The organism is Shewanella sp. MTB7 (assembly GCF_027571385.1).
Lineage (GTDB): Bacteria > Pseudomonadota > Gammaproteobacteria > Enterobacterales > Shewanellaceae > Shewanella.
This window is the reverse complement of sequence record NZ_CP085636.1, coordinates 3,781,820-3,796,526: the sequence shown is the minus strand read 5'-3', so window position 1 is coordinate 3,796,526 and position 14,707 is coordinate 3,781,820. Positions and strand designations below refer to the sequence as shown.

General features: G+C 42.6%; 17 protein-coding genes. All 17 read left to right on the top strand.

Annotation, left to right across the window (positions count from 1 at the left end):
* The first annotated feature begins 8 nt into the window (after positions 1–8).
* The 17 genes from atcA to HWQ47_RS16285 all read left to right on the top strand — a co-directional run bounded on the left by atcA (position 9) and on the right by HWQ47_RS16285 (position 14,705).
* Complete coding sequence (gene atcA, locus HWQ47_RS16365) at positions 9–506, top strand: cold adaptation protein AtcA (protein ID WP_269967130.1); 498 nt, start codon at positions 9–11, stop codon at positions 504–506.
* On the top strand, positions 506–1,267 hold the full coding sequence (gene atcB, locus HWQ47_RS16360; protein WP_269967129.1) for a cold adaptation protein AtcB: 762 nt from the start codon (positions 506–508) through the stop codon (positions 1,265–1,267). Before atcA ends, atcB begins: the two co-directional genes overlap by 1 nt.
* An 11-nt stretch (positions 1,268–1,278) precedes the next feature.
* Positions 1,279–2,172, top strand: coding sequence for a cold adaptation protein AtcC (gene atcC / locus HWQ47_RS16355; protein ID WP_269967128.1), 894 nt, complete (start codon positions 1,279–1,281; stop codon positions 2,170–2,172).
* A gap of 289 nt (positions 2,173–2,461) precedes the next feature.
* Entirely contained in the window at positions 2,462–3,460 is a 999-nt protein-coding gene (locus HWQ47_RS16350; protein WP_269967127.1) for a LysR family transcriptional regulator, read from the top strand.
* Between the two features lie 168 nt (positions 3,461–3,628).
* A complete protein-coding gene (locus HWQ47_RS16345; protein WP_269967126.1) occupies positions 3,629–3,853 on the top strand; it encodes a Flp family type IVb pilin in 225 nt (74 codons plus the stop codon).
* A 20-nt stretch (positions 3,854–3,873) separates the two neighbouring features.
* Positions 3,874–4,323, top strand: a complete 450-nt coding sequence (locus HWQ47_RS16340) for an A24 family peptidase (protein WP_269967125.1) — start codon at positions 3,874–3,876, stop codon at positions 4,321–4,323.
* 127 nt (positions 4,324–4,450) lie between these two features.
* On the top strand, positions 4,451–5,284 hold the full coding sequence (locus tag HWQ47_RS16335; RefSeq protein WP_269967124.1) for an RcpC/CpaB family pilus assembly protein: 834 nt from the start codon (positions 4,451–4,453) through the stop codon (positions 5,282–5,284).
* A complete protein-coding gene (locus HWQ47_RS16330; protein WP_269967123.1) occupies positions 5,284–6,639 on the top strand; it encodes a type II and III secretion system protein family protein in 1,356 nt (451 codons plus the stop codon). Before HWQ47_RS16335 ends, HWQ47_RS16330 begins: the two co-directional genes overlap by 1 nt.
* Positions 6,636–7,124 (top strand): hypothetical protein, encoded by a 489-nt coding sequence (locus tag HWQ47_RS16325; protein WP_269967122.1) that lies wholly within the window; start codon positions 6,636–6,638, stop codon positions 7,122–7,124. The genes HWQ47_RS16330 and HWQ47_RS16325 overlap by 4 nt, the downstream gene beginning before the upstream one ends.
* A gap of 4 nt (positions 7,125–7,128) precedes the next feature.
* Positions 7,129–8,370 carry an AAA family ATPase gene (locus tag HWQ47_RS16320; RefSeq protein ID WP_269967121.1) on the top strand — a complete coding sequence of 414 codons (1,242 nt, stop codon included), beginning with the start codon at positions 7,129–7,131 and terminating at the stop codon, positions 8,368–8,370.
* Positions 8,363–9,637, top strand: coding sequence for a CpaF family protein (locus HWQ47_RS16315; protein ID WP_269967120.1), 1,275 nt, complete (start codon positions 8,363–8,365; stop codon positions 9,635–9,637). The genes HWQ47_RS16320 and HWQ47_RS16315 overlap by 8 nt, the downstream gene beginning before the upstream one ends.
* Complete coding sequence (locus tag HWQ47_RS16310; protein WP_269967119.1) at positions 9,634–10,542, top strand: type II secretion system F family protein; 909 nt, start codon at positions 9,634–9,636, stop codon at positions 10,540–10,542. The genes HWQ47_RS16315 and HWQ47_RS16310 overlap by 4 nt, the downstream gene beginning before the upstream one ends.
* A gap of 88 nt (positions 10,543–10,630) precedes the next feature.
* Positions 10,631–11,473, top strand: coding sequence for a type II secretion system F family protein (locus tag HWQ47_RS16305; RefSeq protein WP_269967118.1), 843 nt, complete (start codon positions 10,631–10,633; stop codon positions 11,471–11,473).
* A 3-nt stretch (positions 11,474–11,476) separates the two neighbouring features.
* Positions 11,477–12,196: a tetratricopeptide repeat protein gene (locus HWQ47_RS16300; RefSeq protein ID WP_269967117.1), complete on the top strand. Its 720-nt coding sequence runs from the start codon at positions 11,477–11,479 to the stop codon at positions 12,194–12,196.
* Positions 12,196–12,699 carry a TadE/TadG family type IV pilus assembly protein gene (locus tag HWQ47_RS16295; RefSeq protein ID WP_269967116.1) on the top strand — a complete coding sequence of 168 codons (504 nt, stop codon included), beginning with the start codon at positions 12,196–12,198 and terminating at the stop codon, positions 12,697–12,699. The genes HWQ47_RS16300 and HWQ47_RS16295 overlap by 1 nt, the downstream gene beginning before the upstream one ends.
* The gene (gene tadF, locus HWQ47_RS16290) at positions 12,689–13,213 is read left to right on the top strand and encodes a tight adherence pilus pseudopilin TadF (protein ID WP_269967115.1); all 525 of its coding nucleotides are present in this window, start codon (positions 12,689–12,691) and stop codon (positions 13,211–13,213) included. Before HWQ47_RS16295 ends, tadF begins: the two co-directional genes overlap by 11 nt.
* Before the next feature lie 25 nt (positions 13,214–13,238).
* Positions 13,239–14,705, top strand: a complete 1,467-nt coding sequence (locus tag HWQ47_RS16285) for a TadE/TadG family type IV pilus assembly protein (RefSeq protein WP_269967114.1) — start codon at positions 13,239–13,241, stop codon at positions 14,703–14,705.
* Positions 14,706–14,707 lie beyond the last annotated feature (2 nt).

The window sequence follows — 14,707 nt, the reverse complement described above, 5'->3', positions numbered from 1 at the left end:
GAGCACTCATGGCCACATCACTTAATCTCTCACGCATTGATGAGTTAAAAGAAAATGCATACAGCAATATCGAATCTTATAATGATCCCGATACCCCAAAGGCACTAGAGAAGTTTACCAGTCAAATTAAAACAATTTTGCTGGCAGACCCTAAGTTACTCAATTCTGTACCTGAGTACCTACCGATTGCGCTCTACGGTAAGGTTAAATTTCCACCAGAGGCAAAACTCAAGTGGTCAAGCTGGATAGCGGAAGGGATCCAGCCTGAATGGAATGATTTTAAAACCACTGTTGCTTTTAATAATGCTGACTTACCTCTCATTTTGGCTGTTCGAGGCTATTCTGAAAGCTTGTTGATAGAGAGCTGTGCAGTTCTATACTTGTTGGAAAATGATAACAAGGCACCTGCAGCGAGCAAAGAGAAGGACCAAGATGATAATGATGACTACGTCGAAGAAGATGATGAAGAAGGTTATTACGATCAGTATGATGATGAGGAGCAGTGATGAATAACTTAGTTGCAATTGCTGCGGCAGAAATCAAGCAATTGGCCGATATCGAACCTCAACAGGCGAGCAAGAAATTTGAATTAATGGCCAATACCATGACGGATGAAGTCTTGATTGAGGTTATTGAGCATATGGATATCGTGACCTTAACCCAGATCAATAGTTATCATGATATCTCTTGTCCCTCTATTATGTCTGAGTTGATGAGTCCTGAGCAGATCCGCGATATTGTCTGCCAGCAACCTCTGTACTGGGAAGAGAAGATCAAGAGTAATGCCGATGAGTTAATTCAGCATACCTTTGATTTTTTGACCTATCTTATTCGAATCCAAGATAGTGAAGCTAAACAGACCAAGATTTTAGAGTGCATTGCAGAAGACCCAGCAGGTCTTTTCTATCTGTCGATCCCTTTTATTGAATACGTATTAGGCCCAGCAACAGAAAACGACAATCACAGTCACATCAATGATAATTATGATGATGAAGATGATGGTGAGACTGTTGGTTTCAATGACAGAAGCGCCGAAGAGGAAGCTCACAGTTTAAGTATTGATGATCCGCGTAGCCTATTAGCCCTGATCCGTGAACTTGCTCCAGATGTTGAAAAATCGATTAAATACCTACTTCGCAGTGAGAACTCAAGTTGGGTGACGATTATCAACAAGTTTGTTAGTGAGTTGGTGATTCAAGCAAAAGAGAAAAACCAAGTGACTGACGAATATGCTGAAGTTGATGATATGTTTAGTTTTCTTGATTAAAGGATCGATGAATGCAAGTAGTATTACGCGATAATGATCAAGGGCCATTTTTAAGCAAAGTGTTAGCTTATGGTCAAGCTAACGCGCTGTTAGATGAAGCTCAACTTGCTCAGATTAAAGCTAAAGCTGTGCTGATGAGCCTTAAGCTTGCTGATAAATTCTATAATAAATATAAAATGCACCTGTTAGAACATGCAGCATTCGATGTGATAGGTGTAGCAAGCTTAGGATTAATGGCATTAAGTGATCGCGATCTTAATCGCGGACTGACCCTGTTGGTGACTCCTGATGGCATCGTTAAGTCGTTTCAGAAAGGCTGGAGCATGCTCAGTACGGTCAGTAAATATAAGATCAGTGGCAAGTCTGTGTATGGTGATATCGATAACATCTTGCTGGAAAAAGTATCCAGCCCGAGCGATGCTGATGAATGGGTTGGTTGGCAAGCATATCAAGAAGCCTTGTTAGATTTTAACCGTGAAGAGTCAGTGGCTTGTTTATTGAGGCAGTTTTATGCCCAAGCAAGCTATGATCCTTTAGATTGTTTAGGTCTTGAAAGTGTTTTTGCGGAAGTGATACTTTACCGCATGTTTTTTGGACAGGTTAAGATTAAGCAAGATCTCAAACAACGCTTGGCTCACATTGAACTGCAAGAGAGCTGGTTTTCGATAGAGCACCTTGAACAGCAGGTTGAAATCACTCTGGCTGAGCTGCCGTCGACACTTGCCGAAACAATAAGCGTGGATCTAGGTAAATACTTTTCACCTGGCTTACTGCGCACCTTAACGTTTGCGAAAAGTTATCAAGAGCAGTTGCTAAAAGGCGTGAGCCCGGAACGGCTAGAGCGATTAGAGTATAAAGAGGGACTGTCAGGCTTGTTAGGCTGGCCTATCTATATTGTGATGTAATACTATTTTGAATCAAGGTTTGGTGATTCAGCGAAATGGTGATTTACGATAAAAATGGGAATATCTGTGAGGGTATTCCCATTTTTTATTGAGAAACATTAGTGACTGTTAATTAAAATAGTGACAGTGTGATCTATTAACTTTATTTATAGATACTATTTATCTTTTGTTTCCCACCATGTGTGTAGTATATTTTCAAGTCGTATAAAACAAATTAGCACGATACATAAAGTAACATATCTTTATTGTTAAACAATAAAGATAAAAGCTAAAAATAAAAAGTAGCCCCATGAGAATTCAACTTGAGAATATTGTTTTTTTTATTGCTGTTGTCGATGCCGGTTCCTTTAGTGCGGCTGGTAGGAAGTTAAAAAGATCACAAGCTGCTATTAGTTTAGCGATCCAAAATCTAGAGATAGATTTAGGTTTTAGCTTATTTAATCGAAGTGGAAAATATCCTCAGCTGACACAGCAGGGTGAGCAAATGTTAAAGGATGCTCGACTGCTCATGTCTCAGTATCATGTTTTTGTCGAGCGGACAAAAATCATCTCAAACGTTCAACAAATGAAATTGAGCATAGGTATCGATCCTTTGGTGTGCAGTCATGAGGTCGACCAAGTTTTACTCAATTTTTCAATTGCATTTCCGTTTATGCAGTTAAAAATAGTACAACAAAGTAGCGAGTCATTGGCGTTAAAGCTGATGGATAATAGCTTAGATTTTGCATTAGGCTTATTCAGTCGTGATGTCAATAAGTTTGAACATACCCCTGCATATCATCTTCAGGGTAGCTGGGTGGCGTCACCGCTTTATCTGCAAGCCCATAGCCAACAGTTGATAAACAAGATAGGTGTTGACAGTGGGAATGGGCTTGCCATTATGGATAAGTTATCCTTTAGCCATGCCCGTTTCTTGCTACCAACGGAGGCTCTGTTGGCGGATATCGATGAGTTTAGTCTCACCCAACAGATCTGGTATGTGGAAGATCTTCATACCTTGCTCTCATTTTGTCGTAACGGCTTGGGCATCGCATTCCTGCCTAATTTTGTTATCGAAAATGATCTCGATAGAGGCACGTTAACTAAACTTGAGTTTGATACCGAGCGCCTAGGCAGCAGTTATTGCCGCGCCTCATTAATATTTGCAATCGGTTATCAAAAGTCCCCCGCAGTCCAATGGCTAACTCAACACTTTATCACATTATGTCAGCCTCATTTAATCAATCCATTTGATACTAACAAACTATCCACTAACAATATCTCCACTAATAAACTAAAAGTTAATTAACCTTGCCCTAATCAAACCGATTTATTAAGTTAATTTATTATCCATAGGTTTTACTTATAGTACCTAATTATCTTTCTACAGTTTGTATCGATAATATTAAAACGTTGAATGACTCAACGCTAATTAATACCAATGTGCTAATTGACAGTAAACCCTATGGAGTAACTTATGATTAAATATTACTGCAATGCGATGGCTTTTCTCGCTACGTACAAAAAAGATGAACGCGGCGTGACCGCCATCGAATATGGTTTGATCGGTGTGGCGATGGCAAGCTTATTGGCCGTGGTATTCGCTGCAACTGGTGATGAAAGTTTGATTGCTAAATTAACAGCTGCTTTTACTGCAATCACTGATAGTATTGGAAAAGTGACAACTGCAGCAGCACCATAAATTAAACGAAGCCATTAATCATGTTGGCGATCGCTGTTTTATTTGTCGTGTTAGTTAGCTGTTGTGTCAGTGACCTATGCCAACGACGAATCCCCAATACAGGTTGTATCGCCACCTTGATTAGCTGTGTTTGGTTGGCGGCCAGTCAGCAGCAATTAATTGAAGGCCTAATTAATGGCGGCGGCATATTTTTATTGAGCTTAGTGCTGTTCAAGTTTAATTGGCTTGGGGCGGGTGATGGCAAGCTTGCCAGCGCACTGGCGGTGGCGTTGCCTACATCGCAGCTGCCAATAGCGATGGTACTTACCTTAATGTGTGGTGGCGTACTGGCTGCATGCTACCTGATTAAATATCGGCTGATACAACAGATCCCTCGTGGTGAGGATCGTGGTTTGCCCTATGGCATTGCTATTTCGCTGGGGTTTTATATCCCCATTCTAGCCTCTCATTTAGGCGAAACCGCGGGCTAAGGTGCTGCGGTGGACGAGCGTTAAGCTTAATTTTAGCTGTAGTCGTGGTGAAGCGTTGCAAGCTCTAACATTAACACTAACTCTAACTCTAAGAATGTCTAACAGAATCTAACAGAGCAGCAGACTCATGATTAATTCGAAATTGATTTTTACTGTCGCATTTATTGCGCTGTTAACTGGTCTGTATGGTGTGGCAGATAAACTGCTCTCAACGCCTGAGGCTGTGGCTCAGCCTGCGAGTATTGAAGAACTCCCTACAACCTATGTTTTATGGCAAGTCAAAGCGTCTCACAACAAAGGCAGCACCTTGAGCTTGGCCGATGTTCAAAAAGTGCAGCTAGGTGAAAAGGAGGCACAGACATTGGGCATTAACGCCGATGTCGAACTTAATCTTGGCTCGCAAACCTTGTTAAATTCATCCCTTGTAGCGGGGCAATATCTATTTCCTGAGCAGCTCACTCACCCAGGAGAGCTGGGGTATTTGAGCTTGATCACGCGTGAAGGTATGACCCTGTATCCTCTGAGCGTAGCGACCAACAATATGATCCAAGATTATATACGCCCTGGTGATGAGATTGACATTATGACCTTGAGCTCACCTGAATATAACTTAGCCAATGATACCCAGCATCTTGATGATTTTTCTGGGTTACGCGCATCAATTTTAATGAAAAAGGTGAGAGTTATCTCTGTGGTCAGCGCGGGTTTAGGGGCTAAATCATCTGGGGTTAACCCGAGCATGAAGAGTTCAAGTAAGGCAGAGACTCGCATTGTTATCGAAGTTTATCCTGACGACCTACCACGTTTAACCTTGGCCCAGCGCACCATGCATATCGAGGTCTATCACAGCCAAACCTATGGTGGTAAACCTGAGGTTGGTGTCAGTGATGTGATTAAAAATTATACCGGCGTGGTTGAGCTTCGTGGCGCGTCGGCAAATAATATCGGTGGAATATTCTAATGATACAACGTCAAACTAAGACCTTTGTTAGTGGCCTATTTCTGAACCTGTTCCTGAGTCTGTTCTTGGGAAGTTATGCTATGGCTGCAGATCGGTTTATCACCTTAAACGATGCGGCGAGTATTGTGCTTGAGCAAGAGGTTGGTACGGTTTTCATCAGTAATCCTGAGATCGCCGATTATAAGGTGACAGGCAGTAATAAGTTGGTTGTTTATGCTAATCAACTAGGTCAATCTAGGCTGTTTGTGTATAACAAGGCCAATGAGCTTATCTTATCTGAACTGCTGCATGTTGATATTAATCTGTCTCAAATCCGCCGTCAGCTGCAACTCTTTTATCCCGATCTGGAGCTAACTCTGACCTCTGTGGGCGATAAGGTTGCCGTGCGTGGCATCGTTTATAGTGAACAGCAACGTAATGATATCTATCGTCATGTGGCACATTTTTTAGGCCGAGAAAAAGTAGAACGCTTTGCTGAGTCGGAACTGGTGGAGTTTGAGGACTCCTTTACCGAAGCCAGTTGGTTGGCCTATGAGCGTAACTATACTTGGCAAGGGATTATTGAGGGCTTGAGTTTGTCACAAACTCAGCAGGTGAATGTCAAAATATCCGTTGCTCAGGTCACCAAGGAGTTCAATGAAACTTTAGGGGTTAATTGGTCGACGGTTGGGCGCAGTGTCGGCGAATTCTCTTTTCTAGATTTTAAAGCCAATGATTTGACCACAGTGATCAATGCGTTAGGTAACGATAGGATCGCAGAAGTCTTGGCTGAGCCTAACCTGTCTGTGATGTCTGGCGAGTCGGCAAGTTTCCTCGTTGGGGGAGAGATCCCAGTGATTGTTACCAACGATAGCAGTACCAATATCACCTATAAAGAGTTTGGTATCCGGCTGGACTTATCCGCTAAAGTGCTAACAAACGACAAGATAAAACTGCAGTTAATGCCTGAGGTGAGTGCTATCGAAGGCTTTATCGAAGCTGCTGGTATGAAGGTGCCTCAGCTAACGACTCGTCGCGCTATGACGACCATTGAATTGGGTGATGGTGACAGTTTTCTTCTCGGTGGTTTGATGAGCAGTGATGAGCTTGAGAATGTTAGCAAGATCCCTTTACTAGGCGATATTCCCGTTTTTGGGGCTCTGTTTAGACAAGCGGGAACGACCCGCAAGAAAACAGAGCTAGTGATTGTGGCTACGGTTAATCTGGTTAAGCCTATTTCGCCCACTGAGATTAGATTACCTAAGATCACGCCGACTCAATCCTTGGCGCGTTTTTTCAATGTCGTGCCTCATGCTGGCGAAGATAAAAACGTCAACGTTATACAGATGCTTAATCAGGGGGGCTTTATTCAGTGAAAATCTTAATCACTCTCACTCTGCTCGTTCTGAGTTTAAGCGGTTGCGCCGATAGAGCCAGCACTCAGCTTGGCAGTGAAGCTATTGTGTATCAAGAGTTACATCATTTTGTTATCGAGCCTAAAAAGGAAGCAAAACAAGCAGATATAGAGGCTCAGTTTGAGCGTATCATCGTCAGTTTTGGATCTGGATTTGAACAGACACGTTGGACCTTACATTATCGAGGATCTGCTAGTAAATCTTGGGCAACAATCATGGAGAAAAAACTGCTGAGTTTAGGATTATTACCGTCAAGGATTCGGGTCGAAGTGTTGGATTCAACGGGTGCTGGTGTAGAGATCCGTGTCGGGCAGTATAAGATCAACACACAAACCTGTGATCGTGGTATTTATGCGAATATGAGCAATGATATCGGTTGTTTTGTGGACTCAATGCGACTGAAGCATGTGCGGGACCCTGAAACCTTAGCTGTGAAGGAAAGGTGATAAAATGTTTGATTTAGCAAAGGTTATCACTAATAAAAGCGAACAGCAGCCCCGGGAGCCTGCGGGCCCTGCGAGCTGTTCATTCTACTACCAAACCACAGAGTGCCTTGAGCTTATCCAGCAAGTATTTCGTTTTGAAGGTTGGAATGCTCCTGATTGCGTAAAAAATACTAACATCAATCAGTCACAGCTCGAAGCGCTAAAAGATATTGTGATCTTAGAGCTTAACCAGTCCAAAAATGTAGTCAAAGATGCCCATGAATTCGCTGCAATGCTTCCCAATCAGAAGGGGGTTATTGTTATCGGTAAAGAGGACACTATAACGACGCTGCGCGAGCTAAAGGAGATGGGGATTTACTATCTTTTTTGGCCACTCAATAGCTTAGAGTTAAGCGAGTTCCTGCGCCATGTACATAAAAATCTGTTGCACTTATCTGGGGTCAATAAAAATCGTAAAGCTAAGCGAGTTGCAGTGGTGGGGACTAAAGGAGGCATAGGCAATACCATGATCACCTGTGAGCTTTCGGCAACCTTAGCTTATCAAGGAGTCGAAACGATTCAAGTCGATCACCAATATTTTAATAGCAATACCGATATTTTATTGAGTTTGAAGAAATTTATACGCCAAGATACAGAAAATCTCTCACTACAGCTTCGTGATATGGATGATGTGAGTGCCAGTAACTATCTAAGTAAGGTCGATAAGCATTGGCGTTTATTGGCATTAGGTGGCACACAATCGGCACAGGATTTATACAGTGATAGCCAGAGTATTGCGGATCTTCTGAGTCGACAAGCCAACTTCATTATCGAGGATTTCTCAAGTTCCAATGATTTCGTTATGGATCCCGCCGCTCTGTCTGAGCGAGTTGATGTGTTTGTTATTGTGCTTGATGCAACCGTCTCTTCGGTTCGGCATGCCAGCCAGATAATTGAAAGAATAGAGCGCAATAATCTATCGGGTATTAGGGATATCCGCATCTTAATTTTCCTTAATATGCATCGTCCTAGCGGCGCTTTTCCACTCAAAAAAGATGAGGTTGAACGTTATCTTGGGCGGCCTGTCAATGTGCAATTGGATTATGCAGCGAATTTGGCTGCACTGATGTTATCCGGTAAGCGATTGCACCGTTTGGAGAAGCGTAATGGTGCCTTTAAAAAGTTAGCGCAGTTGATCCAGGGTAAGCAGTCAGACTCTGATCTATCACCTTTAGCTAAATTAAAGGCGCTGATCCACTATGAATAATCATAAACAGATCTACCTTAACTTTCGTAGTCAGATATTTGAGGTTCTCGACGCTCAAGCGATTGCCAATATGCCTCGAGATGAGCTGTTTAGGCAGATCCAAAGTGCAGTAGAGGTGTTGGCGGAGAATTCTAGTCAACCCATTTCTACAGCATTGCGCAGAATGACAGTAAAGAACTTGGTTGATGAGTTGGTCGGTTTAGGTCCGTTACAGCCCTTGCTGGAAGATGACAGCATCAACGATATTATGGTCAATGGCCCCGATCAAATTTTTTATGAACGTAATGGCAAAATTCACAGCTCGGAAGTCGTTTTTGTCAATGAAGCCCAGCTGTTGGAGATCTCTCAGCGTATCGCGGCCAGAGTGGGACGTCGTATCGATGAATCTTCGCCTATGGTTGATGCTCGTCTCGAAGATGGTAGCCGAGTTAATATCGTTATCAAGCCTATCGCCATTGATGGGACGACTATCTCTATTCGTAAATTTAGAGAGCAAAAAATTGGCTTAGAGGATTTGGTTGGATTTGGTTCTCTTTCACCTGAGATGGCCCGGGTCTTGATGATTGCGGCTCGATGTCGTTTAAATATCCTGATTTCAGGTGGTACAGGATCAGGAAAAACAACCTTACTCAACGCATTGTCTCACTATATCGCCGATGATGAGCGGATCATCACCATAGAGGATGCTGCCGAGTTAAATCTGCAACAGCCCCATGTTGTTCGGCTTGAAACCCGTCCAGCCAGTATTGAAAATACAGGAAAAATAGATCAAAGAGACTTGATCATCAACTCATTACGTATGCGGCCCGATAGGATTATTTTAGGTGAGTGTCGTGGTGGAGAAGCATTTGAGATGTTGCAGGCGATGAACACGGGTCACGATGGTTCCATGTCAACTTTGCACGCCAATACTCCAAGAGATGCCATCTCTCGGGTTGAATCTATGGTGATGATGGCGAATCTAAATCAGCCCTTAGACGCCATTCGCCGTACTATCGTTGGTGCCGTACACCTTGTTATTCAGGTTAATCGGCAGCGAGATGGATCACGAAAGATCGTCAGTATCTCTGAAGTGGTTGGCCTTGAGGGAGAGAATGTGGTGATGGAGGAATTATTTAAGTTTCAGCCCGCTGAAGGACAGAATATGGACAGGGTGTTGGGAGAATATGTTTCCACTGGAATATTGCAGCGGTCTATTTTGATGCAGCGGGCGGCGTATTATGGCCTCCAAGAGGAGCTTAAGTTAGCCTTTAGAGGTGTACAATGATCTTCTCTTTCTCGTTGATTTTAATCGGTATCGCAGTCCTATTATGGGGGTTAAGAGATCAAAGCTTTAAGAGTGAGTATCTAGAAGGTAAACAGGAGATTAAGGAGGTTGTTCAGTTCGGGTCAGCCATTAAACTTGAGTCTTTGCAACGCACAAATCGGTTAGCTAAAGTGCGTATGTGGTTGCGCCCCGCCTTTATGGTGTTGGGTGATAAAGCTTGGTTAAAACTTATCACATTTTTAACATTTCTGTGCGGAGCAGGGGTTTACGTCAACGGCCTCTTGCAAGTGGATAATATTTGGTTACCGCTGATTCTGCCAACTTTAGGTTTTTTCTGGGGATGGAACTGGCTGATGCAAAAGCGTCAGAGGGTGTTTGATAATACGTTTCCCGATGCACTCAATATCATGATGAGTGCGGTATCATCTGGCGAGAGTATTATGCAGGCGATCTGCTATGTTGGTCATTCATTGGATAACCAAATTGGCCAAGAATTCAGAGATATGGGGGATCGTCTTAAGTTAGGTGAACCTCCTGAGCAGGTATTTCAACGGGCGTGTAAACGCTTCCCTTATCCGCCATTTCTGTTTTTTATCGTTACTATTCGCGCCAACATGTCTAGGGGCGGGCAACTTAAGTCGGTCATGGCAAGGTTAATCCGTGTATTGATGGATGCCAGAACGTTAGATAAGAAGAAAGCCGCTATGACCTCTGAAGCAAGGCTTTCGGCTAAGATTGTCGCCTCATTACCTTTCTTTTTTATGATTTTACTCAGTTATCTCAGTCCCCAGAATCTCGACTTTATCCTAACAGATCCCTCTGGGAGATATGTTTTGTACTACGTGGTCGGGAGTGAGGTATTAGGGATGTTTATCATTTGGCTACTGATTAGAAGAGTGCACTAGTGATGATTTTGTTTGTTGCTGAGATCGAATGTGGATCAAGGTGTTCATTTCAGTCCTGCCATGTGAGCATTTATTTAAGGGGTGACAGATGTTTAATTTAATATTGGTCATTATTGCTATTAGCGGTTTGCTGGCATTAGGCTTGGCTTTATGGCATCAAGAGAAACAACGTCAATGGCAAATACAGCGCTATCTAGAAGCTTCACAAGATACCAACCTTGAAAAGTTAGCTAAATTAGTGGTGCGTATTGGTCAGGAAAAACGTGAGGAGTTAGAGCTGCAGTTTATTGAAGCTGGATTCTACGATACTCGATTTGCCCGTTTTTATGTGTCTGCCAAGATTGCTTTAGCCTTGTTGATCATTTTGCTGATTGTGGTTTCGGACATGACGCTTACCAATAAGGTGATGTTTGGTGCCATATCAGTGGTTGTATGCTTGATATTACCTGATTCTATTTTAGTTATGCGAAAGAAGATGTTAGTCAAAAAAACGTCACGTCAGTTGCCATATATGCTGGATATGATGTCTGTGTGTGTGCAAACCGGGATGACGGTTGAAGCCGCTCTGGCTTATCTTGCCCAAGAGCTAAAAGCATTCGATAAAGATCTTTGCTTTCATATCCAGAAAACGGCTGATTCATCGCGAATTAAAGGTTTGGAGAAAGCACTGTTAGAGCTCAGTGAGCGGATCCCCACCCCTGAAGTCCGCAGTTTTTCATTGACCCTTATTCAGAATATTCAGTACGGAACCTCGATCGCGAATGTGTTGGCTGATCTGGCCGAGGATATGCGCCGGATGCAGGTACTTACCATGGAAGAAAATATAGGTAAGTTGGCAGCGAAAATGAGTATTCCACTGATTTTGCTGATTATGTTTCCAATTGTTATCTTGATTTTAGCACCTGGCTTTATGCAACTTTCATTAGGCTAACCCATGAACCAATGTTATGTAATTTCAATACTCTTGCTACTGTCATTAGTAGGATGCAGCACTGCCTCAACGTCTCAGAGAGTGACGACTGAAGATCTACAGCTAGTGGGGAATCATGCAGGTCTTATTCAACACTACAAGTTTGAACTGTCTAAGAAACCTGACTCTCCTGCAGTGATGCTTAATTTGGCTCAGGCTTATTATGACTTTGGTGATGTGGAATCTGCTAGTTTCTACGTTGAGCAGCTAGAGACTCTGGGTGCTAAACAAGCTGGTCTGTATTTTCTTGCGGGTAAAATAACGGCGGATTTAGGGCAATTTGAACAGGCCACTTTAGACTATAAAGAAGCACTATCTAAAGGTTATCAAGGGGCGGATCTGTTTATCAATTTAGGGATTGCTCTGACCAATAGTGGCCAATATAAAGCAGCAAAAGAGGCGTTCAATCAGGCTAGATTAAAGGGGCATGATGATATTACGGTTAAGAATAATTTAGCCGTTCTCTATTTGGCACAAGGGCAATATCTGCAAGCGGTAGCACTGCTTACGCCTATTAATGAACAATACCCAGATGAAAAAAAACTGGCTTTTAACTTAGCGATTTCACTATTTAAAGTCGGTGATTATCGGCAGGCACACCGTTTACTTAGTGATGACTATTCTGATGAGCAGATCTTGGCGTTGTTTCATAGTTTACGTCAGAGTTCGGAAGGAGGCCATTAATGACCGGATTCAGTTTATCCAGTGCCTCTAAGCGTCAACAGCGAGGCGTTTTTTCGATTGAATTTGCCATAGGCGCGATGGTGATGTTTTTGGTCACATTTGGGATCTTTGAAATGTGTCGGTTTATCTATGTGATTAATTTAGCGGAATCTTCACTGCGTGAATCTTCAAGAGATACCCGTGTATGGGAAGGGGAGCGAACACGGGATTTATACCAGCAACGATTAACTGAGATGTTTGAGAATAAGGGGGAGATCTGGCACGTCTTGGTTGACCCAAGTCGTTACCAGTTATCCATCTCCTATTTTGAAAATTTGATTGATTTGGTCAATGACAAGCCTAGCCTAAGTGCTACTAAACAACAGCGAAGTCCCTTAGCCCTGTATGAGATCGCCTATGACTATACGCCAATGTTTATATTCACAGGGGTAATTGAACAAACCATTAGTCGACGAATTTTAGTGACCATGGAGCATGAAGGGTGGCCAATTGATGAAGAGTAATCAAGATGGTGTTTTTACCATAGAACTGGCATTTGTGTTGCTATTTCTCTCTGTCTTACTGGTCTTTACTGGAGATGTGGCTTTTCAGCTGTTTAATCGAGTGAATGTAGACCGAGCGAGCTACTCACTCGTAAATGTACTAAAGGAGCGGACGCGGTTTTATGATGAAAACTTAGTGGTAACCCAAGCTGAAGTGGATGACTTATATACCTTGGCTGCGAGATTACTCGGGTACTCTCATAAGCCTAATATCGCTTCCTATGGGATGCGTGTCGAGTCGATAGTCAATGGAACTTTTTCATCTATCGACATACAGAACAATGGTGGGGTGCCCTGTATTTCTAACGATTCCCTAATCAATAGAGAGCACCTAGTACCGCAAACGTCCGCCGATAAGCAATTTCCACTCTACCAAGTGACCTTATGTTTGTACGTCGACTCTTGGTTTAATCAATTTTGGGCAGATAGTACTGATCACTACGTTCATTCCAGCTCAGTCATGCCTGGAAGATAGCTGTGTATAAAAGAGGAATGTGGCGATGAAAAGTCAACGAGGTGCGGCAGCAATTTATCTAGTTTTTTTGCTTGTGCCACTGTTTGGCACCGTTTTTTTAGCCTTAGAAGGGACACGCTATATTCAGAAGAAAAATCGTCTCGGTGATGCAACGGAAGCGGCAACGCTCGCTGTGACTATGGCTAATCGGGACGACAAGGATCAAAGCTATGAGATTCAACTGGCTAGAGATTATGTATCAAGCTATATGAGGAATACCGACGAGGTTAGCCAGATAAAAATTGAACGTGAAGAAGCGATTGATCATTATCCAATGCCAGATGGCACTTTTGAAGAGAGAGAGTATACTCAATATCGGGTGACTGCTAAGACTGAGCATAGTTCATGGCTGCATAGCGATTTAATCCCTAGTTTTAACGCAACTGAAACCCTTGCCAATCGTGCCTTGGCCCGTGCTTATCCTGAGTACTTGGGAGATCGTGATGTTGATATCGTGTTTGTGTCCGATTTTTCAGGCTCAATGGAAGATGACAAAATTGACAGTCTTAAAGCTGCTATTACTCAAGTTGCTAATGTGATCCTCATTCCTCGGGATGGAGAAACAGATATCCGAAACCGTATTGCCTTAGTGCCCTATAACATGCGTGTTGTGGAGGAAAATCAACAACATCTCTGTATGACTCAGCTTAAGTATCGAAATCCAAGTGGAAAAACAGACGATAAGCACACTAGTTATGAATCTATAAGTTGGACGGAATGGGCCAATATTAGTCATGAAAAGGTTGAGGATTGCTCAAAGAAAAGCCGTAAATGTAGTGGCTTACCTGGCCCAAGAGCTGATGCCCGCACAATTATGTCTGTAATGGATGATCGCCGTTATCCGGATAACGAGGAGTGGATAGATTATTCGCAGACCGTTAATGAGATTTTCATTGAGAGTCCGATTAATGTTCAGCATCACCCAAAGAAGCAGCGTCTCTATAGTGCTGGTATATGTGGTGATTCTTTTTGGACAATTCCGTTAACCAATCAGAAATCAAAAATAATGACAGTAAAAGAAATGTCGCCAGATGGTGGTACTTCTGTCTATCAAGGGGTGTTAAGAGGGGCACAGATTTTAGATAAGGGGCGGCCAACAACGCCTAATGAAGAGGAGGATAAGCTGTATAAGAAGCGTCTAAAAATGCTCTTGATGATCAGTGACGGCAAAGAAGACCCTTATAAGAACACGTTTTCTACTTTGGTTGATAAAGGTATGTGTAATAAGATCAGGGAGCGGTTTAATGATGGTGATATCCCTGTACATATGGGGGTTATCGGGATTCAATTTAGTGCTTCTGGGCAAAAAGCTTTTAAAAAATGTGTTGGCGAAGAGAATATTATCGATGTGGATGATTTAGATGATTTGATTCAGGAAATTTTAGATTTAATTAAAAAAGGGGCCAAGAGTGATGGCATTCCTAAACTTTATTATCGACATACAGAGAGCTAAAT

Coding starts and splice junctions, on each gene's coding strand:
- atcA (WP_269967130.1), top strand. CDS start 9: ATGGCCACATCACTTAATCTCTCACGCATTGATGAGTTAAAAGAAAAT.
- atcB (WP_269967129.1), top strand. CDS start 506: ATGAATAACTTAGTTGCAATTGCTGCGGCAGAAATCAAGCAATTGGCC.
- atcC (WP_269967128.1), top strand. CDS start 1,279: ATGCAAGTAGTATTACGCGATAATGATCAAGGGCCATTTTTAAGCAAA.
- HWQ47_RS16350 (WP_269967127.1), top strand. CDS start 2,462: ATGAGAATTCAACTTGAGAATATTGTTTTTTTTATTGCTGTTGTCGAT.
- HWQ47_RS16345 (WP_269967126.1), top strand. CDS start 3,629: ATGATTAAATATTACTGCAATGCGATGGCTTTTCTCGCTACGTACAAA.
- HWQ47_RS16340 (WP_269967125.1), top strand. CDS start 3,874: ATGTTGGCGATCGCTGTTTTATTTGTCGTGTTAGTTAGCTGTTGTGTC.
- HWQ47_RS16335 (WP_269967124.1), top strand. CDS start 4,451: ATGATTAATTCGAAATTGATTTTTACTGTCGCATTTATTGCGCTGTTA.
- HWQ47_RS16330 (WP_269967123.1), top strand. CDS start 5,284: ATGATACAACGTCAAACTAAGACCTTTGTTAGTGGCCTATTTCTGAAC.
- HWQ47_RS16320 (WP_269967121.1), top strand. CDS start 7,129: ATGTTTGATTTAGCAAAGGTTATCACTAATAAAAGCGAACAGCAGCCC.
- HWQ47_RS16315 (WP_269967120.1), top strand. CDS start 8,363: ATGAATAATCATAAACAGATCTACCTTAACTTTCGTAGTCAGATATTT.
- HWQ47_RS16310 (WP_269967119.1), top strand. CDS start 9,634: ATGATCTTCTCTTTCTCGTTGATTTTAATCGGTATCGCAGTCCTATTA.
- HWQ47_RS16305 (WP_269967118.1), top strand. CDS start 10,631: ATGTTTAATTTAATATTGGTCATTATTGCTATTAGCGGTTTGCTGGCA.
- HWQ47_RS16300 (WP_269967117.1), top strand. CDS start 11,477: ATGAACCAATGTTATGTAATTTCAATACTCTTGCTACTGTCATTAGTA.
- HWQ47_RS16295 (WP_269967116.1), top strand. CDS start 12,196: ATGACCGGATTCAGTTTATCCAGTGCCTCTAAGCGTCAACAGCGAGGC.
- tadF (WP_269967115.1), top strand. CDS start 12,689: ATGAAGAGTAATCAAGATGGTGTTTTTACCATAGAACTGGCATTTGTG.
- HWQ47_RS16285 (WP_269967114.1), top strand. CDS start 13,239: ATGAAAAGTCAACGAGGTGCGGCAGCAATTTATCTAGTTTTTTTGCTT.